This window comes from Pelagirhabdus alkalitolerans (genome assembly GCF_900096905.1).
GTDB classification, from domain to species: domain Bacteria; phylum Bacillota; class Bacilli; order Bacillales; family Amphibacillaceae; genus Pelagirhabdus; species Pelagirhabdus alkalitolerans.
On record NZ_FMYI01000002.1, the window covers coordinates 1 to 22,962 of the forward strand.

The following is a 22,962-nucleotide window of genomic DNA, read 5'->3' on the forward strand; positions in this document are numbered from 1 at the left end:
GCTATGTTGAAGGCATTAACAACCAAACCAAGGTTATTAAGCGTAATGCCTTTGGTTTTGGCCGGTTTGATCGGTTTCGATTAAAAGTTTTATTGTATCATCAATATAAAGATGTGAAGATCCGAATTGCATAAAAAAATAAGGAGTGAGCGTTAGCTCACCCCAACATTTGACTTAGAACCTGAATTCTTTGACCAAGCTATCCTAGCATTATATAATGGTCATATGGGTTCTAGCATCATGTTAGAGAGGAGAATGACCATGAATCCAGCACAATTTGAACAAATGCCATCGTTTATAAAAAAAGAAATGGACGCGATCTCAGAAAAGATTCGACCTATTATGAAAAAGGTATCAACCTATTATATGTTTGGGTTTCCACTCATGATTGTAGGGATCATCAATTTAATTTCTCATTATGTTAGTAATGATTTTAATACAGGTGATTTAGTCGGCCCCGTTGTGTATGCACTCATTGCAGCCCTTGGCATTGCTTTGTTTCAAGAATCTCGCTTATTGCGTAAGCAAATTCATCAAGTTGGAAAGACGTATATGGAAGAACGTATTAAAAAGAGCGATGTTATGAACGAAGCAGAAAAAAATCGTTATATTGCAACGATTAGAAAAATGGTAAAACTTGATTTTCAACCGTTTATTCGTTTTTTAACAGAAGAAAATCAACGTTCTCACGATTATTTTAAATAGACGAAGAGAACAGATCGATTGATGGTCTGTTCTTTCTATTTGTCGTCAACTAACTGTTCAGTATCATTTGAATCAAGGCCACGGCGCAAACGTTCAGTTTCAAGTAGAGAAATAAAGTGATCATCTAGTTCGTGTTTAATCGCTTGGTCGATCGCTTCAGTTAACAAAGTATCGGACAAATGATGCATTTAATCACTTCCTTTTTAAGATAGTGGTTAATCACGATTATGTGTTGTGAAATGATGATAAATCCTTTATTATAGTGCATAGTTATAAAAATGAATCGTGAACATAGAGGTGACCTTATGGAGTTAGTATCACAAGCATTACAAAACCCTTTGAATAATTTATTAGGTATATTTTTACTACTGACATTAATTATTGTAATCACAATAACTGTGTCATTGTTGGCATTAAAATTAATACCGAATCAACTGTCTTGGCGATTAAAAAGTGCCATTACTGGATCTTTAACCTTTATTATTGCAATACTGTGGGTTGTATTTGTCGTGTTAGGACAATTTAATTAACAATTCCTTACTATAATCCCCGGTATTTGGATTTTTAAACTGCTTTTTTAAAATTAATAAAAATGTAAGCGCACACAAAAAGAGGAGGAAGATAGATATGCAACTGGAAGACATTGCCCCAAAGTTAAATCAGATTAAAGAAAATATTCAGAAGGTGATTGTCGGTAAGTCTGAAGAGATCGATTATCTTTTAGTCGCGCTTTTAGCATCAAGACATGTTCTTTTAGAAGATGTACCAGGTACCGGTAAAACGTTATTGGCTAAGTCGCTGGCTGCTTCAATTAATTGTGAGTTTAATCGTGTTCAATTCACACCGGATTTGTTGCCGAGTGATGTAACAGGTGTAAATATTTATAGACAGCAAACAGGACAGTTTGAGTTTAATAGAGGGCCTATTTTCACTCATGTTTTATTAGCAGATGAAATCAATCGAGCTACTCCTAGAACGCAAGCAAGTTTGCTTGAAAGCATGGAAGAAAAACAGGTAACGGTAGATGGAAATACAATTTCCTTAGAACAACCATTTTTAGTTATTGCCACACAAAACCCAATTGAAAGTCAAGGGACGTTTCCGCTTCCCGAAGCACAATTAGACCGGTTCTTCATTAAAATTCATTTAGGTTACCCTAATCGAGAAGAAGGTATTGAGATTCTAAAACGATTTAAAGAAGCGCAACCTCTTGACAAGTTGGAATCTGTGATCAATCGAGATGAATTAATTGAAGCACAAAACCTTTTCACACAAGTTGAAGTGAGTGAAGCCATCTATACATATATGATCGAGCTGACAGAGAAGACGAGAGAACATGAAGAAATCGTGATGGGATTAAGTCCTCGTGGTACACAAGCTCTGCTCCGTTCTGTTCAAGCCTTAGCATCAATTAAGGGGAGAAGTTATGTCATTCCTGACGATGTAAAAGAGATGTTTTCTCCTATTGTGGCTCATCGTCTTGTTTTTTCACCGATGGTTAATCGTTCAAAAGAATCACAACAAGATGTCTTAAAATCTTTGATTGAGAGTGTTACTGTTCCAACTGAATCCAATCGGGTGAGCGATTCATGAATATCGCTTGGTTTATAGTTATTTTGATCCTGTTTATTTATGCAGAGAGCATGATCTATAGTAAATGGGGATTAAATCGATTAATATATTCGAGACGATTTAATACCAAACGAACATTTCCCAATCAAAAAGTAGAAATGATTGATGAGATTACAAACCATAAGCTATTACCCATTCCGTGGGTGCGCCTGGAATCTAAAATTGATCCATCATTGCAAATAGAGGGAGATTATAAACAAGAATCAGAGTCTTTTCACCGCACATTGTTCAGTCTATTACCTTATCAAAAAATTACGCGTCGCCATCAATTAACGTGCACCAAACGCGGTGTGTATCATTTAGATACAGTCGCACTAACGCTAGGAGATATGTTTGGTGTTGTCGATAAATATAGATCGGTTGAAACAAATGCGACGTTAAAAGTGTACCCACAATTATTATCTTATCAAGATCTAACACTACCTGCGCAACAATTTATTGGTGAGCAATCGGTCAAGCGTTGGATTATTGATGATCCTTTTTTGAAAGTCGGAACAAGAGATTATCAAACGACAGATCCTGCTGATCGAATTAACTGGAAAGCGTCTGCTCGAGCACCTAAAATTCAAGTGAATCAACATGACCATACAGCTGATCGGGACATTGTGTTATTGATGAATGCGGATCAAACAGAAGATATTTGGCTTCCGATTGATGATGTCGATGTTTTTGAAAGGTTAATTCAAACAACGGCAACGATTGCTCATTACTTATCGTCTAATGGAGAAGGATTTGGATTTGGGACCAATGCTATCAAACGAAAAGAATCCCATCTCAATCAAAAATCATTTGTCACGTTACCTGCAGATAACGGGGATGCTCACTTTTATCAATTCCTAGATACGACAGCTGAACTGATTGCAAAAAGAAGTCGAAATTTTCATTATTTGCTTGACCATTATTTAGAAGAAGTCCTAGACACAACCGACTTTTTAATCATTACGCCGATCCAAACCCCCGCTATGGATGAACGCATTGATCAGTTAAGAAGTAAAGGACACCGCGTTGATCTATTATTTGTTTACGGGGATCGAAAGGAGCATGCATCATGATGATAAAATCAATGGCTTTTTCGATTTTAGAAAGTTTGATGTTGCTTCCAGTCGTAATCTGGATTTACACCCTTTTACCTACAGATCAATTCTTAGCTGAGTCGCTGCTTATAACTTTCGGTAGTTATGTATTAGGTGTGTTTCTAGGTTGGTTTATACAAAAATGGTTCTTGCGAATATTGTTCACACTTATCGTTATGTTTGGTCTATCTATTTACATGTTTGATTCGTTTGGGATTGAATCCATGATAATAGGCATCGTTATGTTTTCATTTATAATTCGTGCTACTGTCTACGCGAACGAGAACGCTAGATACACATTACCTGTTATGCTAATTTGGGCTATAGGCCTTCCAAGTTATTTTTTAAGCTATTTTTTCTATATGGACAGTGCTTATCAATCTGTGCAAAACGTTTTAAATGTTAGTGCGATCGTACTCGTTTTTTTCTTGCTATTTCTAACGAATGCAGATCATTTAAAGCAAGCAACGTTAGCGAAAGAACAATCACAAACGGTTGATCAATCCATAAAACGTCACAATAAATTTTACATTATCTTGACCTTTATTGTTGTTTTGTTGATCACACGTTTTAATTTCGTTTCAGCAATTATAGTGGGAGCTCTAAGAGGCGTTTTTAATCTGTTGAGCTTGATTTCACCAACAGGTGATGATGAAGGTGTTGGTGAAATGCCCGCACAACCAGAACTAGAATTGGGTGAAGCACAGGAACCTTCAATGTTTGCATCGTTTATCGATAGCTTATTGCGTATAGTAGTGGGGATTGCGATTGTACTTTTCGTCCTATTCCTTGTTTATCTGTTTATTAAAAAGGCACCAAGACTATCGAGACGACTTTTTAATTTCGTGAACTATTGGATAAAGCGTCTATTACGTATAAAAGACGGTGAAAGCTTCCAAGAGACAGAAGGTTATCGAGATGAAATTGAATCGGTCTTTAATTTAGAAGAGTCGATTAAATCCACTAAAGAAAAACTCAAAAAGCGCTTCAGCCGACAAGTGAAGTGGCATGATTTATCAAATCGCCAAAAGGTACGTCGATTATTTATCGAGTATAAAGGAAAAGCAGGAAAACAAGGACAGACGTATCATAATCATGAGACAGCTAATGAATATCTCTTGAGGACTAAGGGCCTTGTTTTAACGGGGGATTTCACCTCAGAACTTCTCAGGCTGTATAATCAAGCTCGCTATTCAAGTCATGATGTAGAATCTGTTGAAGCGATTTACAACCAATTAAAGCAACTTGATTGACGAAGAGGCGAGAAAAACTTTATAATTATTTTGAATTCAAAATAATTGAAAGGTTGATTTTATGAAACATATATTTAAAGAAGGTTTGCCCAATCATCCGACACTTCTTTTGTTACATGGAACAGGAGGATCGGAAAATGATCTACTTCCGATTGCTGAGATGATCGATCCTGATGCAAATGTATTAAGCGTACGCGGTAACATTAATGAAAATGGCTTATCTCGATTCTTTAAACGATTAAGAGAAGGTGTCTTTGATGAAGAAGACTTGGTTAAACAAACAGACAGCCTGAATGATTTTCTAGATCAAGCGAGTCAAGACTATCAATTTGACCGTGAGCAAGTTGTCGCCATCGGTTATTCGAATGGTGCTAATATAGCGGGAAGTTTATTGTTTCATTATGAGAAACCACTAAAAGGGGCAATCCTTCATCATCCCATGGTACCAAGACGAGGTTTAACGTTACCTGATCAAAATCAATTGCCTGTTTTTATTGGTGCAGGTACGAATGATCCATTATGTCCAGTAGATGAAACAAAAGAGCTTGATGAGTTACTCTCAAATGCAAATGCAAAAGTGAAGGTCGAATGGGTGGACCAAGGACACCAACTATCTCGTCAAGAAGTACAATCAGCAAAACAGTGGTATGAAGAAAATTTACTGAACTAAGTAGTCAATGACTACTTAGTTTTTTTATATTTTTTTACAAATAGGTCTTTACACCAATGATTTTTCATAGTAGTATACAAACTGTATTAAAAGTACTAATACAGTTAATACGGAAAGGTCGTAAACTATGTTTGAATTAGACTCGCGTAGCAGAGATCCAATTTATCAACAGTTAATTGATCAATTTAAGACATTGATTATTAAGGGTGTTATCGCTCCACACGAAAAACTCCCATCTGTTAGAAATCTTGCACAAGAAATGAGTATTAATCCTAATACGATACAAAAAGCATATAGAGAGTTGGAAAGACAAGGGTTTATTTATTCAATTAAAGCAAAGGGAAGTTTTGCTTCTGAAGCAACTGATCATGAAAAATCTGCCTTGTATTCGGAAATAGAACAGAAACTAATGGAATTAATAGAGGAAGCGATCTATTTAGGCGTTTCAAGACAAAAATTACACGATCTTATTGATGCTTCTGGTCAGGAGGAGAAGGAATGATAGAAATAAATCAGTTAAACAAAAAATACGAACGCACGGAGGTTCTTAATGATATTGATTTATCTGTATCAGAAGGTGCTATTTATGGATTGTTAGGCTCAAACGGAGCAGGTAAAACAACGCTTTTAAAAATAATTTCTGGATTACTAAAGCAAAATAATGGATCGGTTAAGATTGATAACTCTGATGTATTTGAACAACCAAATATAAAAGAGGAGTTACAATTCATACCGGATACCCCGTTCTTTTTTCCGCATTATACGATTCAACAAATGGGTGACTTTTATCAATCTTGTTATTCTAATTGGAATCAGGATCGGTTTTACCAACTTGAAAAAATTTTTAAAATTGATCGAAAGGAAAAGATACATACACTCTCTAAAGGGATGCAAAGACAGGTATCTTTTTGGTTAGCATTAAGTGCTATGCCAAGTTATCTAATTTTAGATGAACCATTTGATGGCCTAGATGCTGTGATCCGAAAAAAGATTAAACAATTGCTTATTGCTGATGTGGCGGAAAGAAACATGACGATTATGATATCTTCTCATAATTTAAAAGAAGTTGAAGATATTTGTGATCAAATCGGTATTATTCATCAAGGTGAGTTAATTATTGAAAAAAGTTTAGATGATTTAAAATCCGATGTACACAAAATACAAGTGGCATTCTCAAAAGAAATTGACAGTTCATTTTTAGATGAATTCACGTGTCTTCATAAAGAAAAAAGAGGTAGTATCCATCTTTATATTATTAAGGGTCAGACATTTGAGATCGATCAGTATATTAACAAGTATCAACCAATTGTCTATGATCGGTTACCGTTAACACTTGAAGAAGTGTTTGTGTATGAAATGGAGGGTGTGGGTTATGCAATCGAAAACATATTGGTTTAATTTTGAGGTATTTAAGCAACTATTCCGTCAAGTTGGGTGGATTGGACTTGCTTATACAATCGCTTTGCTTTTAAGCATGGTATTTAATATCATCATGTATCTAGATGTTGAAGAAGCTGAACATGCTTACATTCACATTGGATCATTGTTTGGTTTTAGTGGTGCTGTTCAAATCTTCTTGATTATGACAATTCCTATTTTAATGGCTATATTTACATCCAGAGCGATACATGATAAAAAAGCGAATGATTTTATTCATAGTTTACCGATGACACGTTATCAACTGTATGCGCACCGCATTAGTTTTGGTTTATTTTCCTTGATCGTGCCACTGATATTGAATGGCGTGATTGTGTTAATCATTTATTTGACGAATGATATTAGCCATTTATTTGAACTATCTGATATTTTATATTGGTTTATCGTAACGTTTGTATTACTAATCTTTAATTTCGCCATTGGTCAATTTGTAGGCATGTTAACCGGAACATCGATTGTTCAAGGAATATTCAGCTATATTTTCATCTTTTTCCCGGTTGGATTTGCGATGCTAATTGTTTTTAATTTAGATTACGCATTGATTGGTCTTTCAGAGTGGCATCTGTTTGATGAGTATGTTTTTAATTTGTCACCAATGACAGATATGGCATCAGTCATTGAACAACATGATTCATATACCTTGAAATTAGTCATTTACTTCATTATTGCCTGTGTATTTATTGTTTTGTCAGGTTTATTGTATCGTGTTCGACCGACAGAATCTGCAAATCAGACGATTGCGTTTCGAGGACTGAAACCCGTTTTTATTTATAGTTTCACTTTTTGTTTTACCTTAATGGGTGGTTTCTACTTTGCTGTTGTTCAAAATCAAAACAATTGGGTTTTTATAGGTTATGTTATTTTTTCTATTATTGGTTATTTGATTGCTCAAGTTGTCGTGCATAAGACTTGGAGAGTATTTGGATATTGGAAACAATATGTGAAATTCATAATTGGATTTTCGATTTTAGTCTTAATAATTGTATTAGACTTAACGGGTTATCAAAATCGAATCCCTGAAATCGAAGAGATTGATCAAGCATTTACGGTTCAAGGATATATGAACCATGAGTTGATGTATGAAGAAATGGAAGGATTTACTCAAGAGGAAGAATTAAAACGAGTAACGGAGTTACATGAGAATCTGATTGATCAATCAGATCGAAGTGATTTTCATCCAAGGATGAACCAAACGATCATCATTCATTATCAACTTCAAAGTGGCCGTGAAATATATCGTGAATATGCTTTGTCAACTGATCTGTCAGCTATAAGTCATTTTAATGAATTAGCTGAAACAAATACGTATCAGAAATATACGAATCGTGTTTATATGTATGATACAGAAGATATGTTATCACTAAATATGTCTAAATATCAATCTGATCAACAAGTTGTTGTATCTAATGTTAATCAAATTAATCAATTTGTTGAACGATATCGAGAAGATAATCTTGATATTGGTGAAGATTCACATTTGATACTAACACAAATTGAAATTGAAGTTGTAGACGGGGATAATATTTCACTAAAATTAACCGACCAACATGAGCGCACACTAGAATGGTTAGAAGAGGAAGAGCTACTTGATTATATTCGTATAACCACTGAAGATGTTGAACAAATTGTGGTGGTTGAGCAGGATATGTATCATCATGGATTTGAAGTTAATTATCAATCTGAAGATGATCAATATATCGTGGATGAGACAGATGATATAGAAATGATTTTAGACTCGATACCTTTAGAAAGGTCTGATCAAAACTATTTTTATCTTATCTACACAGGTGATCAAACACCAATTGTCTTTAATATCCATAAATCAGATTTACCTAATGATATCCAAGTGCACTTTAATTAAGGGAAGGGAAAAATTATGCAAGTAATAAATTCGTGTTCAGTTGACTTTAATGAGCTATTTGAATTGCATTACACTGAAATGTTTTGGGTTGCTAAGGGTATTGTTCGCCGTTATGATTTAGCTGAAGATGTTGTCCAGGATGCTTACATTAAAGCTTATAAAAATAGTCAAAGTTTAATCGATTTGAAAAAGAAACGCGCATGGCTCAGACAAATTGTCGTCAGAACAGCGATTGATTATTATCGTAAAGAGAAAAAGCAATTGAATGTTATTTTGGATGATCAAGAAACGATTGAAAGAAAACAATGTGATCACCAAGCTTTTGATACTTATAGTTGGAAAATTGAAAAAGACCTCATTGTTCAAGTCATTGAGCATCTTCCAAAAAAATCTAAAGAAATTCTTACTTTAAAATGGTTTTTTGATTATTCTGATCAGAGAATAAGTCATGAATTGAATGTTAATGTAGGAGCTGTTAAAACTAGGCTGCACAGAGCTCGTAAACAATTTAAAGCAGTATATGATCAATATAATTAACAATTATTCCTACTGATAGGCTTTCTGTTAAAAGGACAAGCTATCGGTAGGAGGTGATGAATATGAATAAAGGCAATAAAATGGTTATTCCTTTACTTACATCAATCGGTGTAGGTGCATTTACGTATTATAGTATGCGCCGAAATGGTCAAACAAATCCATTTCAACAGATGACACAAATGTTTAAAAATCCAATGAATATGAATTAATTATAAGAGTGAAGGGGGCTTGAGTTAGCCTGCTTCACTTATTATTGTTTGAAAATTAAATCATTTAAGGTCGCTATTCTAGAGACTTCCTAAAAGGTTTGATATAATGAAAAATGGATCATATTTTAATGAGGAGGTAATACATATGAGTAACGTATTGACTGGCTATATTGGAACGTACACAAAAGCAGAAAGTGAAGGTGTTTACCAATTTTCGCTGGATGTGAACGAACCATTTATTACTGAAGTCAATCCAGTTGCTAAGTTGGACAATCCAACTTATGTAACGGTTTCACAAGACAATAACAATTTATATGCAACATTCAAAGAGGGTGAAGAAGGCGGTGTTGTTGCATTTAAAATCGATCAAAAAACAAAACAATTAACGGAGCTAAATCGTTTAAGTCAAGTAGGTGCACCACCTTGCCATGTGAGTGTGAACCGTGATCGTACGATGGTCGTGACAGCGAACTATCATACGAAACAAATTATCTCTTATGCACTTAATGAGGATGGTTCGTTAAAAGAAGTGGCATCCATTAATGAACATGAAGGCAGTGGTCCTCATGAAAGACAAGAAAAACCACACCTTCATTATGCAGGTTTCACACCAGATGAAAAATATGTGGTGGCGATTGATTTAGGAAGTGATGAAATTTGGACATATGACGTGCTAGAAGGTGGGAAACTAGAGAAAAGAAATGTATTCCATGCACCTGCAGGAAGCGGCCCTAGACACATTGTATTTGCTCCTAATGGTCAATACGCTTATACAATGACTGAACTGACTTCAGAAGTTTTAACATTGTCTTATGACGAAAAAACAGGTGAATTTAAACAAATTCAAGCAATTAAAGCAATTCCACCACAACATAAAACAGTGAATGATGGAAGTGCGATTCATATGACGAGTGATGGTCGATTTGTCTATGTAGCCAATAGAGGTCACAATTCCATTGCTTTATTTGAGGTGGATGAGGACACGCATGAATTGAAGTTGATTGAATGGAAATCAACAGAAGGGGACTGGCCACGTGATTTTGTCTTATCGCCATGTGAGAAGTTTGTTGTGGCTAGTAATCAAAAATCAGGCACGTTAACATTGTTTACGCGTGATGAAAAAACAGGTCAACTCGAGCTTGTACAAGCCGGTATGATTGCACCAGAATCTGTTTGTGTAAAGTTTCTAAACGCATAAAATAGTAAAAGCAGCTCACTGATTCGATTCAGTGAGCTGCTTTTTAAATTGTATGAAAAGGAATTAATAAACGACGTGGTCTTTTTCGAATGCTGTGATTTTATCATCATGTGTGAGTGTTACAGCAATCTCATCCCATCCATTTATGAGCATTTCGCGTGGATACTCAGCGATATCAAATGTTGTTTGAAAACCAGCATTATCATAAACTTCTTTTGCTTCTAAATCAACAGTTAAATAATAATCGTCTTTTTCAGCATTTTTGATTAATTGCTGAGTTTCTTCTTCTTTTAGCACAACAGGTAGAATCCCGTTTTTTGTACAGTTATTAAAAAAGATATCAGCAAAGCTAGAGGCAATAATAATTCGAAAACCAAAGTCTTCTAATGCCCACGGTGCGTGTTCTCGGGATGAACCACATCCAAAGTTCTCACCACCAACTAATATGCTTGCGTCTTGATATTTTGGCTGGTTGAGTGAAAAGTCTTCACGTGGTCGATCCTTTTCATCGAAACGCCAATTATAAAACAAGTATTGACCGAAGCCTTTTCTTGATATGCGTTTTAGAAATTGTTTAGGAATAATTTGATCGGTATCGACATGTGCCCGGTTAAGTGGATATACTAAACCGGTGTGTTGTGTAATAGGCTCCATAGAATTGACCTCCTTTAGGATTATACGAACGTTCTAATATCAACAAAATGACCTGCAATCGCAGCAGCAGTTGCCATTTCAGGGCTTACTAGGTGTGTACGAGCGTCAGCCCCTTGTCTACCTTCGAAGTTACGGTTAGAGGTTGATGCACAACGTTCACCTGGTGGTACGGCATCGCCATTCATCGCTAGACACATACTACATCCTGGCTCACGCCACTCAAATCCGGCTTCAAGAAATTCTTTATCAAGTCCAAGCTCTTCAGCCTTTGCTTTGACGGTTTGCGATCCTGGTACAACAATGGCATTGACTTTGTCACTCACTTTTCGTCCTTTAATGACACTCGCTGCTTGTTTTAAATCTTCGAGTCTTGAGTTCGTACATGATCCAATGAAGACATGTTCAATTGGAACAGAGTTAATCGGAATATCGGGTTCTAAGCCCATGTATTCAAGTGAATGCTTGATTTCTTGCTGAGCATTTGGATCGTCTTTGGAATTTGGGTTTGGAATATAACCATTAACTGGTATACATTGACTAGGGTTGGTTCCCCAAGTGACTTGCGGTTCAACTTCTGATGCATTTAGTGTAACGGTGTGATCATATGTTGCATCTGGGTCTGTCGCAAGTGATAGCCAGTCTTGTTTTGCCTGTTCAAATTCTTCACCACTTGGCACGTGTAGTCGCCCTTCTAGAAAATCAATTGTTGTCTGATCAGGACTGACTAAGCCAGCTCTTGCGCCCGCTTCGATTGACATATTACAAATGGTCATACGACCTTCCATCGATAGTTTTCGGATCGCTTCACCGGTGTATTCGATAACGTAACCTGTACCAAAATCAACGCCATATTTACTAATAAGTGCTAGCACGATATCTTTAGCCGTTACCCCTGTGCCTAATTCTCCATCAATTTTAACATTTAAGGTTTTAGGTTTTGCTTGCCAAATCGTTTGAGTGGATAGAACGTGCTCAACTTCACTCGTTCCAATACCAAAAGCAAGGGCACCAAAGGCACCATGTGTTGATGTATGACTATCACCGCATACAATCGTTTTACCGGGTTGTGTTAATCCAAGTTCTGGTCCAATTACATGGACAATCCCTTGATGTTTATGCCCCATACCCGCTAGAGGAACATCGAATTCCTCACAGTTTTTTCGTAACGTATCCATTTGTAGTTTTGAAATCTCATCTTTAATGACATTTGTATGGACAGTCGGGACGTTATGGTCCATTGTGGCAAAGGTTCGTTTCGGTTGACGCACTTTTCTACCTTTCATTCTTAGTCCTTCGAAAGCTTGTGGTGAAGTCACTTCATGAATTAAATGAAGGTCAATATAAAGCAGTGAGGGACGATTTGGGATCTCGTGCACTACATTTTTATCCCAAATTTTTTCAATAATCGTTTTTGGTTTTGTCATAGCGGACTCACTCCTTTAGTCGTCATCATTGTGTTAATTTTGAAAGAATGGCTTCTGTCATTTCATGTGTTGATACTTTTGTGCCGTTTGTGACATTTAAATCAGCTGTATGAAGACCTTCTAATATTGAAGCTTCAACTGCATTTTCAATCGCATCGGCTTCGTCCTGCATATTAAATGAATGTCTTAGCATCATAGCTGCCGACATAATCATCGCAATTGGATTTGCTATGCCTAAACCTGCAATATCAGGAGCAGATCCGTGTGCGGGCTCAAATAAGCCGACGCCATTTTCTGCTAAACTAGCAGAAGGGAGCATTCCCAATGAACCTGTAAGTACGGACGCTTCATCACTTAAAATGTCACCAAACATATTCTCAGTGACAATACAGTCAAACTGACGAGGATTTGTAATTAGTTTCATCGCTGCAGCATCAACTAATACGTGTTCGACTTCAACATCTGGATAATCTGCCTTTAATGATTCAACAATCTCTCGCCACAGCTTGCTTGACTCTAAAACGTTTGCCTTATCTACTGATGTTAACTTTTTCTTTCTAAGTTGTGCGGTTTCAAATCCTTTTCTTACAATACGCTCAATTTCTTCACGCGTGTAAGTTAATGAATCAATGACGGAACCATCTGGTTTACGTTCGCTCGGCTCTCCAAAATATAAGCCACCCGTCAATTCTCGAACGATTACGAGGTCACTACCTTGGATAACTTCTTCTTTTAAAGGTGAAGCATTGAGTAAAGGTTTAAAACCTTTTACTGGCCTTAAGTTGGCGTATAAATCGAGTGCTTTTCGGATTTGTAGTAAGCCTTTTTCGGGTCTTTTATCACTTGGATTTTGATCCCACTTAGGTCCACCAACAGCGCCTAATAAGACAGCATCAGCTTTTTTTGCTGCTTCAATTGTTTCTTCCGGAAGGGGCAGATTGACTTGGTCGATCGCCGCACCTCCAATAAGTTGTTCATTATAATGAAATTGATGATGAAATGCCTTCCCAATAGCATCTAATACTTGAATGGCACTGTCCATTATTTCAGGGCCAATGCCATCACCAGGAAGGACAACGATCGATTTTTCCAAGATCATTTTCCCCCTTTTAGTTGAGTTTTTTCTTAATAAAGACGCGGTTAACAGCGTTTATAAAGGCTGCACTTGCTGCTTCTAACACATCTTGAGCAGTGCTACGGCCATTAACATGTTCACCATCAACAAGCATACTAATATGAACCTCAGCTAATGCGTCTTTACCTTTACCAATCGAACTTAAATTAAAGTCAGTTAATTCAATATTTTCAGAAATTAAAGATTCAATTGTATTATATAAAGCCTCGACACTACCCGATCCTGTTTTGTTCCCTTTAACTGTTTCATTATCAGGTGTGATTAATTCAACAGTGGCAGAAGGGGAAGTATCTGTTTGATAGTGTACTTGGAATGTTTTAAGTTGATATTGTTTTCTGTGGCTAATATCGGTTTGGATATCGGTTAAGATGACAAATAAATCGTCATCTGTTACTTCTTTTTTACGATCTGTCAGTTGTTTAAAGGCAAGAAACGCTTCACTTAATTTCTCTTCTGATAAATCAAACCCTAGTTGTGCAATTTTATCTTGGAACGCGTGTCGCCCAGAGTGTTTGCCTAAAACAAGATTATTGGATTGAACACCAACCATTTCAGGTGTGATGATTTCGTATGTTTGAGCATTTTTTAGAACCCCATCTTGATGGATACCAGATTCATGACTAAATGCATTACGTCCAACAACAGCTTTGTTACCAGGTACAGCCATGCCTGTTAATTGGCTAATGATATCGCTCGTCCGCTTAATTTCATTTAATGTCATTTCAGTGTAATAGGGATAGAAATCTTTACGAATTTCAAACGCTACAGCAAGTTCTTCTAAAGCAACATTTCCTGCACGTTCACCGATCCCATTAATCGTTCCTTCTACTTGAGTCGCACCATTTTGAACACCTGCAACGGAGTTGGCCATTGCCATTCCTAAGTCATCGTGACAGTGGGTGGATAGGTCTACTTGATCAATGTTTTTTACATTTTCTTTCATGTAACGAAACATTTCGCCGTACTCTTTCGGTGTCGTGTATCCGACGGTGTCTGGAAGATTCACAACTGTTGCACCAGCTTCAATGACTTTTTCAATGACTGTTGCCATAAACTCAAGATCAGAACGGGATGCGTCTTCTGCTGAAAATTCAACATCTTCACATTTTGATTTTGCATAGCTCACCATTTCAACGGCCGTTTTTGTGACTTCTTCTGGTGTTTTCTTTAGTTTATCTTGCATATGAATAGGTGATGTTGCAATAAAAACATGTATCCGTTTTTTATTTGCGTTTTTAATCGCATCATATGCGCGGTCAATATCATGTTTGTTCGCTCTTGCGAGTGCGGCAACGGTGGAGTTTTTCACAGTATCGGCTATTTTCTTCACGGCATCAAAATCACCTTGTGAAGAAGCGGGGAATCCCGCTTCCATCACATCAACCCCTAATCGTTCAAGTTGTTTGGCAATTTCTAATTTTTCGAGTTGATTAAGATTGACGCCTGGTGACTGTTCACCATCTCGAAGTGTTGTATCAAAAATCTTAATTTGAGTCATCAGAGACCACTTCCTTGTTAGCTTTTTGTTTATGTTTAACAAAAGGCATTAAGTCGCGTAGCTCTTTACCCACCTTTTCAATTAAATGATCGTTTTCTTTAGCATTAATGGCATTAAATTGTGGACGATTCGCTTGATTTTCAAGGATCCAATCTTTCGCAAATTTACCTGTTTGAATATCGGTTAGGACATCTTTCATGCGTGCTTTTGTTTCTTCATTGACAACACGTGGACCGCTGACAAAGTCACCCCATTGAGCTGTATCAGAAATAGAGTATCTCATGCCCTCAAGGCCACCTTCATACATAAGGTCAACAATTAATTTCAGTTCGTGTAGACACTCAAAGTAGGCAACTTCAGGTTGATAGCCTGCTTCTGTCAATGTTTCAAAACCAGCTTTCACAAGGCTTGTTGCACCACCACATAGAACAGCTTGTTCACCGAATAGGTCTGTTTCTGTTTCCTCTTGGAAACTTGTTTCTAAGATTCCAGCACGACCTGCACCAATTCCTTTTGCATAGGCAAGTGCCACATCTTTTGCTTTACCTGTGTAATCTTGATAAATACCATATAGAGCTGGAACACCAGCACCTTCTTCAAATGTACGTCTAACGAGGTGACCAGGGCCTTTAGGTGCCACTAGGAAAACATCAACATCTTCAGGTGGTTGGATTTGGCTGAAATGAATGTTAAAACCATGTGCAAATACGAGTGCATTACCTGATTCAAGGTTATCTTTAATATGTTCTTCATAAATAGTGGGTTGATATTCATCAGGAAGTAAAATCATGATTACATCAGCTGCTTTTGACGCTTCGCTAACTGTTTTCACTTCTACACCATCTTCAACAGCTTTATCCCACGATTTACCTTTTCTCAAACCAACAACAACATCAAAACCACTTTCTTTTAAGTTAAGTGCATGGGCATGTCCTTGTGAACCATATCCAATAATCGCAACTTTCTTTTCTTTTAATACATCCTCATTAATTTGTTTGTTATATACGACTTCTGCCATTTTAATCTTCCTTTCGATTTTAAATTATATAGTAAAATGAATTTTACTTACGTTTTTTTAGTACTTCTTAGTGTAATAATGAAAAAGGTGATTGATCTTGACCACTTTGAGGTTGTTGACCTCTTAAGAAGGCCGTCAAGCCAGTACGAGCAATATCTTTAATGCCATATGGGCGTAATAAATCAATCAACGCTTCAACTTTTTCTGATTTTCCAGTGACTTGAATTGAGATTGTATCTTTGCTGACATCGATCACAGATGCTCTAAATGGTTCAATAATACCTTGAATCTCTGAACGAAGCTGAGAATTGCTTGTAATCTTGATCAAGGCAAGTTCTCTTGCTACAATCGCCTTATCTGTAATGTCAGATACTTTAATCACATCAATTTGTTTATTTAATTGCTTAGTCACTTGTTCTAATTTTTGATAGTCTTCAACATCAACAACAAAGGTTATTTTTGACTCACCCTCTTGTTCGGTGCGTCCAACACTAATGCTTTCAATGTTGAATTGTCTTTTTTGTAAGAGGCCTGTAATTCTGTTTAATACACCACTTCGGTTTCTCACTTTAGCTGTAATTATACGTTTCATGGTTTCACTCCTATCATTTCATGAATCCCTTTGCCCGGCGCGATCATCGGATAAACATTTTCTTGTTGAAGAACGCGTGCATCAATTAAAACCGGACCATCATGGGCTAGAAGTTCGGGTAGTTGCTGGTCGAAATCTTCAGGATTTTCAATTTTAACCCCTTTAATTTCATAAGACTCAGCTAATTTAACGAAATCAGGTTGAATACTGAAAATAGATTCTGAGTAGCGTTCTGAATAAAATTTCTCTTGCCACTGGCGAACCATACCAAGCGCTTCATTGTTCACGATGATGACTTTAACCGGTAATCTGCGCTCTTGTAAGATGGATAGTTCTTGTAGTGTCATCTGGAATCCACCATCTCCAACAATTGCAACAACAAGTTCATCCGGTGCCGCCAATTGAGCGCCAATGGAAGAAGGGAAGCCAAAGCCCATTGTGCCAAGTCCACCTGAAGTCACCCAGCGGTTAGGACGATTGAATTTATAATATTGTGCTGACCACATTTGATGTTGACCAACATCAGTCGTCACAATTGCTTCACCGTTTGTTTCCTTAAAGACTTTGTCAATAACAGACTGACCAATCATAAATTCATCTGGCTCGTTGTACCAAAGTGGGTACTCTTTCTTGTTAGCAAATAGTGTCTGACGCCACTCACTAAAATCGGGTGTCTCTGTGATGAATTTCTTCATTAAACCTAGTGCATGTTTTGCATCGCCAACAACTGGAATGTGCGTATTCACATTTTTACCGATTTCTGCAGGATCGATGTCAATATGGGCAACAATAGCAGATGGTGCGAAATGGTCTAAGTTTCCAGTCAAGCGATCATCAAAACGTGCACCAATGTTAATTAACATATCTGTTTCGTACATGGCTTGGTTCGCTGTATAAGTGCCGTGCATACCACCCATTCCAAGGAACAATTCATGTTCGCCAGGGAATGTTCCTAGGCCAAGCAATGTGTTAACTACAGGAATTTGATGTGTTTCAGCAAATTCAATTAATTCTTCACTTGCTTCTGCGAATTGAACCCCGGCACCAGCTAATATGACTGGTTTATTTGCGCTTAATAATGCTTCTTTAAGCTTTTTAACTTGAACTGGATTCGGTTTGATTGTTGGTTGATAGCCGGGTAGGTCAAACTCTGAATCGTAAGAATCAGCACAAGGATTTGCTGCAATATCTTTCGGGATATCAATTAATACAGGGCCTTTCCGTCCAGTTGTTGCAATATGAAAAGCCTCTTTAATGACTCTTGGTAGATCACTGATATCTCTAACTTGATAATTATGCTTTGTAATTGGTGTTGTAATACCCATCACATCTGCTTCTTGAAACGCATCTGTTCCGATTACCCCTTGATTAACTTGGCCTGTAAATATGACAAGAGGTAATGAATCAATCATGGCATCTGCAATACCCGTTACAAGGTTTGTTGCACCAGGACCTGATGTTGCAATAACAACGCCGGGTTTTCCAGAAACACGTGCATAACCTTCAGCTGCGTGAATGGAACCTTGTTCGTGTCTTGCTAATACTTGATTGAAATGCTGTTTCTTTTTAAATAAGGCATCAAATATGGGAAGAACAGCACCTCCAGGATAGCCGAAAAGCGTGTCGACATTAGCATCAATTAGTGATTCAATTAATAGTTCTGCTCCTGTTTTGGGTGCGTGGGTAACGGTTTTGTGTTCATGTCTTGTTTTTGCCAATTTAATCCCTCCTAAATTTTTAAAACGATGTGAAGTGTCTTAATCATATGTGATGCCTTCTATTAAATATAACTTGAACAAATCGACTGAATGGATTGTTTCAAGTCTTTTTAGATGATTAAAAAAGACCTTCTCTCTCTACGTAATCTGCACTTTAGCAGAATTACAAGGGAGAAAAGGTCTTTACTTTTCACGGTACCACCCTGATTCATTGTATTTTCACAAATACAATCTCATGAGCTAGTCTACACTAGCTCTCTTTTAATAACGAGTCCATTGCACAAGACCCGGTTGAATCTAAAGAGGAATTTGATTCCTGTTCAACTCAACACTCCAAGACGACGTCAGAATAAGGTGTATTTCCGGGCTTCCAGCAACCCCGGCTCTCTGTAAATACGCATCACTTATACTTTTTATCTCATCATCGATTTAATTTATTGTGTTTTAGTAGAATGATAATTCTGAAAATTGACCAGCTAAAAGTGCTAATCAATATTTAATATGTTGGTTGACGATAATAATACAATCATTTTCAGAAATGGTCAACAGGTTTAGTGAAAATTTTCTGATTTTTTGTATTTCTTTTAAAAATCAAATGATTAAGAAAAGAAATAGGTATCATGTTATGATCTTTAGTAGATGAATCTACATCAAATGTTTATTAAAGAAAGGTGGCTGAAAGTGAAGACACTAGCGATTTTGCCTTGTGGTAAACGTAAAATTTGGGACAAATATCCGTATCATGGCTCAGCGAAAGTGAAAGATGTTTACATTGGCAACCTGCATCGATTGACGAGGGGCTATGCAGAACAATTTGCCACAGACTGGGTTATTTTATCAGCAAAACACGGATTTCGTTCTCGAAATGAGATCATAAAAGAAAATTACGATCTCACATTTGGAATGAAAAATGATGGGATCATATCAAATGAAGCTTTAAAAAAACAGATTAAAGAAAAGCAACTCGATCAATATGACAAGTGGATTGTGCTCACAGGTCAAAAACATTTGAATGTACTCAGACAAATCGTCGACCTAAAAAAGCTAAACACACCGTTGCTTGGGACGCGAGGAATAGGGGATATGCAAAAACGATTAAAATGCGCTATAGATAACAAACGGCCGTTGCCTAATCAATATTTAGAGAAATAAGTTGGTTTTTATTTGTGTTTGAACAGCTTCTTTAAAGTGTTTTGGGTTTTCGTAAGTGTTAAAGGTGAGGACACCACTTGCTGTGTAAAGGTAAAACAAATAAAGAGAAGATGATAGATGTCTATAGCTAATGTCATAAATTTGAGTCAATGGGTAATGTTTATCTCGAACAATCAATTCATTTGGTTTCAATATAATAGAATAGTATGTGGTGTTTTGTTTAATCTGACCATGTTGAATCACACGTTCAGTTTGGCTATAATTTAATTGCATAATCGTATCTGAAGACATAGATTTCATCCTTTCTACAATTTATTATGGATGAAACACATTTAATCTTCAATAGATAACGAAAGGAGAATGAAGATGAAGGCTTACGTGCATAAAGGCGAGTCATACATGTTCGATCAAATCGAGCAGCCTCGTGTTCGAGAAAATCAAGTGTTAGTGAAAATGAAAAGTGTTGGTTTAAACCGACGTGATCTAATGATAAAAAATAAAAGAGGCAAGCATCCAGAACCACTTGTTTTAGGATCAGATGGATCTGGTATTGTCGAAGCTGTTGGTGATGACGTCACTCGATTTAAAAAAGGTGACGCCGTGATGGTGAATCCTGGTATGGGATGGCTTGAGAATAGTATCACTTCACCAGACACTCTACAAATTGTTGGTCTTCCGGATCATGGAACATTTAGCGAGTATTACTGTGTAGACAGTGATTATTTAGAGCTAAAGCCCGATCATTTAAGTTTTGAGGAAGCATCTGTATTTAGTTTGGCTGGTTTAACAGCATATCGGGCGATGTTTACAAAAGGTGAATTAAAAAAAGATGAGACCGTGTTTATACCAGGTGCAGGAAGCGGCGTTGCTACGTATTTAATTCAATTTGCTAAAGCACTTGGTGCACGAGTCATTGTCACCTCAAGGTCAGAAGATAAATGTTCAAAAGCTGAAAAAATTGGTGCTGATTTATGTATTGATACAAACACTGATTGGAAGGAAGTTTTAAAGAATGAAACCGTTGATTTAGTTATTGATAGTGTAGGGGAAGCAACATTTAATCGGTCATTAGCTGTTTTAAAAAAAGGAGGGCGCCTTGTTACATTTGGTGCCACAACTGACGATGTCGTCTCATTTAATGTGAGAACCTTCTTTTATCAACAACAACAAATTCTCGGTTCGACTTTAGGTAGTGTTGAAGAGCTAAAAGAAATGATCGAATTTGTTAACGTGCATCAAATTCATCCGGTTATTGATCAAGTTTTCTCATTTGATGAGATGGACCAAGCTTTTAATTACTTAGACCAAGGTAAGCAATTCGGAAAAATTGCTGTCAAATTTTAAAATAGCTTAAAGGGTGAGCGACTTTTTCGGGTGGCTCACCCTTTTGGTTTAAATAAGATAGCTCCAATCATACCGAAAATAATGGCAGCAGATATACCCGCACTTGTTACCTCAAACATACCAGTCACGACACCAATAAGGCCGTTTTTTTCAACCTCAGTCCAGGCCCCGTGCACAAGCGCATTACCGAAACTTGTGATGGGAACAGTTGCACCGGCTCCTGCAAAATCAATTAATGGCTCATAAAGGCCAACGCCATCTAACACAGCACCGAGTACAACGAGTATGCTTAATGTTGCACCAGGGGTTTGTTTAAAGATATCCATAATGAGTTGTCCAATGACACAAATGAGACCACCCACGATAAAAGCCCATAAAAATACCATCACAAACTCGCTCCTTTTATTGAAACTGCATGTGCAATCGCTGGGATTGTCTGCTTTTGTAAAGCAGAAAGTGGAGAGAGAAGTGCACCTGTACCGATCATTAAGCATTGAGAAATTTCATTTGATCGGATCATATCGAGTAAATGACTGTATAAATAGAGACTCGAACAACCACTTCCACTTCCTCCTGCGAATACGTTTTGATCGTCGTTATATATTGAAAGTCCACAATCAATAAAGGTTGATCGATCAATAGCAAAACCGTTATCTTCTAACATATCAAATAATATAGCTTGACCGATTTGACCAAGGTCGCCGGTTACTATGACATCATAATCGGTTAAACTTAAACCGAAGTCTTTAAGATGGGTGGTAATCGTATCATATGCAGCTGGTGCCATTGCAGCACCCATATTAAAAGGATCTGTCTGCTTGTAATCAGCAATCTTGCCGATCGTCGCCCGATTTATGATTGCATCTCCTTTTTGATGTGAGATTAAACCAAAACCAGCACCCGTTACCGTCCATTGACTAGTAGGCGGTTTTTGAGCACCGTATTCATTGGGATAGCGAAATTGTTTTTCAACAGCAGCATAGTGACTAGACCCACCTGTGATAATACTTTCTGCTAGTTGAGCATTGATAAGAGCTGCACTAAGTGCAAGTGAACCTACAGTTGTAGCACAGGCGTTAAACAGACCAATAAACGGAATCGAGTGTTTAGTTGCTGCAAAATTCGTAGGTGTCATTTGATTAATTAAGTCTCCACTAATAAATAAGTCAATTGCATCTTTTGTTTGTTTTTCCTTTCGTAATAGGATGTTAACGGCATCTTCAATCATACGTTGATGTCCTTTTTCATAACTGGATTGCTCCATATAAAGATCTCGATATAATAAATCAATTTTGTGTGCGATTTTACTTTTTGCTTCAAAAGGGCCAGCGGTTGTAGCGGATGAGCGGATTGATGGTGTGTTCTCAAATTGCCAGCTTTGACGACTTACTTTCATCCGATCACCCCTAGTTCAAGTAGTAGTGTTTTTATGATTGTAATTAAAAAGGCAGAAAATACACCGAAAAGAATAACAGATCCTGCTAATTTAAACATATTCCCACCAACGCCTTGTACGAATCCTTCGCTTTTATGTTCAATGGCAGCTGATATAACCGCGTTTCCAAATCCGGTTACAGGGACTGCCGTTCCTGCTCCAGCAAATTGAGCAATTTTGTCATAATGACCGAATCCTGTCACGATCATTGTAAGAAAAATCAAAGTACTAACTGTTGGATCACCGGCAGTTTGTTCAGTAAAGTCAAAAAAGTACATGTAAAAAAAACTAATACCTTGACCGAATAGACAAATGCTTCCTCCAACAAAAAATGCACGTAAGCAGTTAAAGAGAAGGGGACGTTTCGGAGAGTGATTATAAACTTTATCGTTGTATGATTTAGACATCGTTCGAACT

The 22,962-nt window shown here is 37.0% G+C and carries 27 protein-coding genes; 15 read left to right on the forward strand and 12 right to left on the reverse strand.

Annotation, left to right across the window (positions count from 1 at the left end; all coding sequences use genetic code 11):
* Both BLR62_RS02160 and BLR62_RS02165 read left to right on the forward strand, forming a co-directional pair.
* The coding region (locus BLR62_RS02160; RefSeq protein WP_143008341.1) for a transposase at positions 1–134 on the forward strand (134 nt) is incomplete at its 5' end.
* Between the two features lie 127 nt (positions 135–261).
* On the forward strand, positions 262–705 hold the full coding sequence (locus BLR62_RS02165; RefSeq protein ID WP_090792598.1) for a DUF5392 family protein: 444 nt from the start codon (positions 262–264) through the stop codon (positions 703–705).
* A 35-nt stretch (positions 706–740) separates the two neighbouring features.
* On the opposite strand, the gene sda is transcribed toward BLR62_RS02165, so the two are convergent.
* Complete coding sequence (gene sda, locus BLR62_RS02170) at positions 741–893, reverse strand: sporulation histidine kinase inhibitor Sda (RefSeq protein ID WP_090792600.1); 153 nt, start codon at positions 891–893, stop codon at positions 741–743.
* A 117-nt stretch (positions 894–1,010) separates the two neighbouring features.
* On the opposite strand from sda, the gene BLR62_RS02175 reads away from it, so the two are divergent.
* The 11 genes from BLR62_RS02175 (at position 1,011) to BLR62_RS02220 (ending at position 10,575) form a co-directional block, all read left to right on the forward strand.
* Positions 1,011–1,235, forward strand: a complete 225-nt coding sequence (locus tag BLR62_RS02175; RefSeq protein ID WP_090792602.1) for a hypothetical protein — start codon at positions 1,011–1,013, stop codon at positions 1,233–1,235.
* Between the two features lie 97 nt (positions 1,236–1,332).
* Positions 1,333–2,298, forward strand: coding sequence for an AAA family ATPase (locus BLR62_RS02180; protein ID WP_090792605.1), 966 nt, complete (start codon positions 1,333–1,335; stop codon positions 2,296–2,298).
* A complete protein-coding gene (locus tag BLR62_RS02185; protein ID WP_090792607.1) occupies positions 2,295–3,389 on the forward strand; it encodes a DUF58 domain-containing protein in 1,095 nt (364 codons plus the stop codon). The genes BLR62_RS02180 and BLR62_RS02185 overlap by 4 nt, the downstream gene beginning before the upstream one ends.
* On the forward strand, positions 3,386–4,663 hold the full coding sequence (locus BLR62_RS02190) for a hypothetical protein (protein ID WP_090792609.1): 1,278 nt from the start codon (positions 3,386–3,388) through the stop codon (positions 4,661–4,663). The genes BLR62_RS02185 and BLR62_RS02190 overlap by 4 nt, the downstream gene beginning before the upstream one ends.
* A gap of 61 nt (positions 4,664–4,724) precedes the next feature.
* Positions 4,725–5,333, forward strand: coding sequence for an alpha/beta hydrolase (locus BLR62_RS02195; RefSeq protein ID WP_090792611.1), 609 nt, complete (start codon positions 4,725–4,727; stop codon positions 5,331–5,333).
* A gap of 127 nt (positions 5,334–5,460) precedes the next feature.
* Positions 5,461–5,835, forward strand: a complete 375-nt coding sequence (locus BLR62_RS02200) for a GntR family transcriptional regulator (RefSeq protein WP_090792613.1) — start codon at positions 5,461–5,463, stop codon at positions 5,833–5,835.
* The gene (locus tag BLR62_RS02205) at positions 5,832–6,731 is read left to right on the forward strand and encodes an ABC transporter ATP-binding protein (protein WP_090792615.1); all 900 of its coding nucleotides are present in this window, start codon (positions 5,832–5,834) and stop codon (positions 6,729–6,731) included. The genes BLR62_RS02200 and BLR62_RS02205 overlap by 4 nt, the downstream gene beginning before the upstream one ends.
* Positions 6,706–8,631 (forward strand): hypothetical protein, encoded by a 1,926-nt coding sequence (locus tag BLR62_RS02210; RefSeq protein WP_090792617.1) that lies wholly within the window; start codon positions 6,706–6,708, stop codon positions 8,629–8,631. Before BLR62_RS02205 ends, BLR62_RS02210 begins: the two co-directional genes overlap by 26 nt.
* Before the next feature lie 15 nt (positions 8,632–8,646).
* Positions 8,647–9,168, forward strand: coding sequence for an RNA polymerase sigma factor (locus BLR62_RS02215; protein ID WP_090792619.1), 522 nt, complete (start codon positions 8,647–8,649; stop codon positions 9,166–9,168).
* A gap of 62 nt (positions 9,169–9,230) precedes the next feature.
* Positions 9,231–9,377 carry a hypothetical protein gene (locus tag BLR62_RS12435; protein ID WP_176759192.1) on the forward strand — a complete coding sequence of 49 codons (147 nt, stop codon included), beginning with the start codon at positions 9,231–9,233 and terminating at the stop codon, positions 9,375–9,377.
* Between the two features lie 145 nt (positions 9,378–9,522).
* A complete protein-coding gene (locus BLR62_RS02220) occupies positions 9,523–10,575 on the forward strand; it encodes a lactonase family protein (protein ID WP_090792621.1) in 1,053 nt (350 codons plus the stop codon).
* Positions 10,576–10,638: 63 nt separating this feature from the next.
* Here BLR62_RS02220 and leuD read toward each other — a convergent pair whose 3' ends face one another.
* The 7 genes from leuD to ilvB form a co-directional block, all read right to left on the reverse strand.
* The gene (leuD, locus tag BLR62_RS02225) at positions 10,639–11,229 is read right to left on the reverse strand and encodes a 3-isopropylmalate dehydratase small subunit (RefSeq protein ID WP_090792623.1); all 591 of its coding nucleotides are present in this window, start codon (positions 11,227–11,229) and stop codon (positions 10,639–10,641) included.
* A gap of 20 nt (positions 11,230–11,249) precedes the next feature.
* Positions 11,250–12,653, reverse strand: a complete 1,404-nt coding sequence (leuC, locus tag BLR62_RS02230) for a 3-isopropylmalate dehydratase large subunit (RefSeq protein ID WP_090792625.1) — start codon at positions 12,651–12,653, stop codon at positions 11,250–11,252.
* A 25-nt stretch (positions 12,654–12,678) separates the two neighbouring features.
* Positions 12,679–13,746 (reverse strand): 3-isopropylmalate dehydrogenase, encoded by a 1,068-nt coding sequence (gene leuB, locus BLR62_RS02235; protein WP_090792627.1) that lies wholly within the window; start codon positions 13,744–13,746, stop codon positions 12,679–12,681.
* A 16-nt stretch (positions 13,747–13,762) separates the two neighbouring features.
* Entirely contained in the window at positions 13,763–15,286 is a 1,524-nt protein-coding gene (locus BLR62_RS02240) for a 2-isopropylmalate synthase (protein ID WP_090792629.1), read from the reverse strand.
* The gene (gene ilvC, locus BLR62_RS02245) at positions 15,273–16,304 is read right to left on the reverse strand and encodes a ketol-acid reductoisomerase (protein WP_090792631.1); all 1,032 of its coding nucleotides are present in this window, start codon (positions 16,302–16,304) and stop codon (positions 15,273–15,275) included. The genes BLR62_RS02240 and ilvC overlap by 14 nt, the downstream gene beginning before the upstream one ends.
* A 67-nt stretch (positions 16,305–16,371) precedes the next feature.
* A complete protein-coding gene (gene ilvN / locus BLR62_RS02250; protein ID WP_090792633.1) occupies positions 16,372–16,896 on the reverse strand; it encodes an acetolactate synthase small subunit in 525 nt (174 codons plus the stop codon).
* Positions 16,893–18,620 (reverse strand): biosynthetic-type acetolactate synthase large subunit, encoded by a 1,728-nt coding sequence (gene ilvB / locus BLR62_RS02255; protein WP_425438859.1) that lies wholly within the window; start codon positions 18,618–18,620, stop codon positions 16,893–16,895. The genes ilvN and ilvB overlap by 4 nt, the downstream gene beginning before the upstream one ends.
* A 633-nt stretch (positions 18,621–19,253) precedes the next feature.
* Here ilvB and BLR62_RS02260 point away from each other — a divergent pair.
* A complete protein-coding gene (locus BLR62_RS02260; protein WP_245719378.1) occupies positions 19,254–19,766 on the forward strand; it encodes a DUF6884 domain-containing protein in 513 nt (170 codons plus the stop codon).
* On the opposite strand, the gene BLR62_RS02265 is transcribed toward BLR62_RS02260, so the two are convergent.
* Positions 19,755–20,057: a hypothetical protein gene (locus BLR62_RS02265; RefSeq protein WP_090792640.1), complete on the reverse strand. Its 303-nt coding sequence runs from the start codon at positions 20,055–20,057 to the stop codon at positions 19,755–19,757. The two genes, BLR62_RS02260 and BLR62_RS02265, sit on opposite strands and share 12 nt — an antisense overlap.
* 75 nt (positions 20,058–20,132) lie before the next feature.
* Here BLR62_RS02265 and BLR62_RS02270 point away from each other — a divergent pair, with 75 nt between their 5' ends.
* Positions 20,133–21,110 (forward strand): quinone oxidoreductase family protein, encoded by a 978-nt coding sequence (locus BLR62_RS02270; RefSeq protein WP_090792642.1) that lies wholly within the window; start codon positions 20,133–20,135, stop codon positions 21,108–21,110.
* A gap of 35 nt (positions 21,111–21,145) precedes the next feature.
* Here BLR62_RS02270 and spoVAE read toward each other — a convergent pair whose 3' ends face one another.
* Genes spoVAE through spoVAC form a run of 3 tightly spaced genes read right to left on the reverse strand, consistent with a single transcriptional unit; the run spans position 21,146 to position 22,952 of the window.
* Positions 21,146–21,496 (reverse strand): stage V sporulation protein AE, encoded by a 351-nt coding sequence (gene spoVAE / locus BLR62_RS02275; RefSeq protein ID WP_090792644.1) that lies wholly within the window; start codon positions 21,494–21,496, stop codon positions 21,146–21,148.
* Entirely contained in the window at positions 21,496–22,506 is a 1,011-nt protein-coding gene (spoVAD, locus tag BLR62_RS02280) for a stage V sporulation protein AD (RefSeq protein WP_090792646.1), read from the reverse strand. The genes spoVAE and spoVAD overlap by 1 nt, the downstream gene beginning before the upstream one ends.
* Entirely contained in the window at positions 22,503–22,952 is a 450-nt protein-coding gene (spoVAC, locus tag BLR62_RS02285) for a stage V sporulation protein AC (protein WP_090792648.1), read from the reverse strand. Before spoVAC ends, spoVAD begins: the two co-directional genes overlap by 4 nt.
* Between the last annotated feature and the right edge of the window lie 10 nt (positions 22,953–22,962).

What these genes read in the sequence shown, in the direction of transcription:
- BLR62_RS02165 (WP_090792598.1), top strand. Translation starts at nt 262, where the DNA reads ATGAATCCAGCACAATTTGAACAAATGCCATCGTTTATAAAAAAAGAA.
- sda (WP_090792600.1), bottom strand. Translation starts at nt 893, where the DNA reads ATGCATCATTTGTCCGATACTTTGTTAACTGAAGCGATCGACCAAGCG.
- BLR62_RS02175 (WP_090792602.1), top strand. Translation starts at nt 1,011, where the DNA reads ATGGAGTTAGTATCACAAGCATTACAAAACCCTTTGAATAATTTATTA.
- BLR62_RS02180 (WP_090792605.1), top strand. Translation starts at nt 1,333, where the DNA reads ATGCAACTGGAAGACATTGCCCCAAAGTTAAATCAGATTAAAGAAAAT.
- BLR62_RS02185 (WP_090792607.1), top strand. Translation starts at nt 2,295, where the DNA reads ATGAATATCGCTTGGTTTATAGTTATTTTGATCCTGTTTATTTATGCA.
- BLR62_RS02190 (WP_090792609.1), top strand. Translation starts at nt 3,386, where the DNA reads ATGATGATAAAATCAATGGCTTTTTCGATTTTAGAAAGTTTGATGTTG.
- BLR62_RS02195 (WP_090792611.1), top strand. Translation starts at nt 4,725, where the DNA reads ATGAAACATATATTTAAAGAAGGTTTGCCCAATCATCCGACACTTCTT.
- BLR62_RS02200 (WP_090792613.1), top strand. Translation starts at nt 5,461, where the DNA reads ATGTTTGAATTAGACTCGCGTAGCAGAGATCCAATTTATCAACAGTTA.
- BLR62_RS02205 (WP_090792615.1), top strand. Translation starts at nt 5,832, where the DNA reads ATGATAGAAATAAATCAGTTAAACAAAAAATACGAACGCACGGAGGTT.
- BLR62_RS02210 (WP_090792617.1), top strand. Translation starts at nt 6,706, where the DNA reads ATGCAATCGAAAACATATTGGTTTAATTTTGAGGTATTTAAGCAACTA.
- BLR62_RS02215 (WP_090792619.1), top strand. Translation starts at nt 8,647, where the DNA reads ATGCAAGTAATAAATTCGTGTTCAGTTGACTTTAATGAGCTATTTGAA.
- BLR62_RS12435 (WP_176759192.1), top strand. Translation starts at nt 9,231, where the DNA reads ATGAATAAAGGCAATAAAATGGTTATTCCTTTACTTACATCAATCGGT.
- BLR62_RS02220 (WP_090792621.1), top strand. Translation starts at nt 9,523, where the DNA reads ATGAGTAACGTATTGACTGGCTATATTGGAACGTACACAAAAGCAGAA.
- leuD (WP_090792623.1), bottom strand. Translation starts at nt 11,229, where the DNA reads ATGGAGCCTATTACACAACACACCGGTTTAGTATATCCACTTAACCGG.
- leuC (WP_090792625.1), bottom strand. Translation starts at nt 12,653, where the DNA reads ATGACAAAACCAAAAACGATTATTGAAAAAATTTGGGATAAAAATGTA.
- BLR62_RS02240 (WP_090792629.1), bottom strand. Translation starts at nt 15,286, where the DNA reads ATGACTCAAATTAAGATTTTTGATACAACACTTCGAGATGGTGAACAG.
- ilvC (WP_090792631.1), bottom strand. Translation starts at nt 16,304, where the DNA reads ATGGCAGAAGTCGTATATAACAAACAAATTAATGAGGATGTATTAAAA.
- ilvN (WP_090792633.1), bottom strand. Translation starts at nt 16,896, where the DNA reads ATGAAACGTATAATTACAGCTAAAGTGAGAAACCGAAGTGGTGTATTA.
- BLR62_RS02260 (WP_245719378.1), top strand. Translation starts at nt 19,254, where the DNA reads ATGAATCTACATCAAATGTTTATTAAAGAAAGGTGGCTGAAAGTGAAG.
- BLR62_RS02265 (WP_090792640.1), bottom strand. Translation starts at nt 20,057, where the DNA reads ATGTCTTCAGATACGATTATGCAATTAAATTATAGCCAAACTGAACGT.
- BLR62_RS02270 (WP_090792642.1), top strand. Translation starts at nt 20,133, where the DNA reads ATGAAGGCTTACGTGCATAAAGGCGAGTCATACATGTTCGATCAAATC.
- spoVAE (WP_090792644.1), bottom strand. Translation starts at nt 21,496, where the DNA reads ATGGTATTTTTATGGGCTTTTATCGTGGGTGGTCTCATTTGTGTCATT.
- spoVAD (WP_090792646.1), bottom strand. Translation starts at nt 22,506, where the DNA reads ATGAAAGTAAGTCGTCAAAGCTGGCAATTTGAGAACACACCATCAATC.
- spoVAC (WP_090792648.1), bottom strand. Translation starts at nt 22,952, where the DNA reads ATGTCTAAATCATACAACGATAAAGTTTATAATCACTCTCCGAAACGT.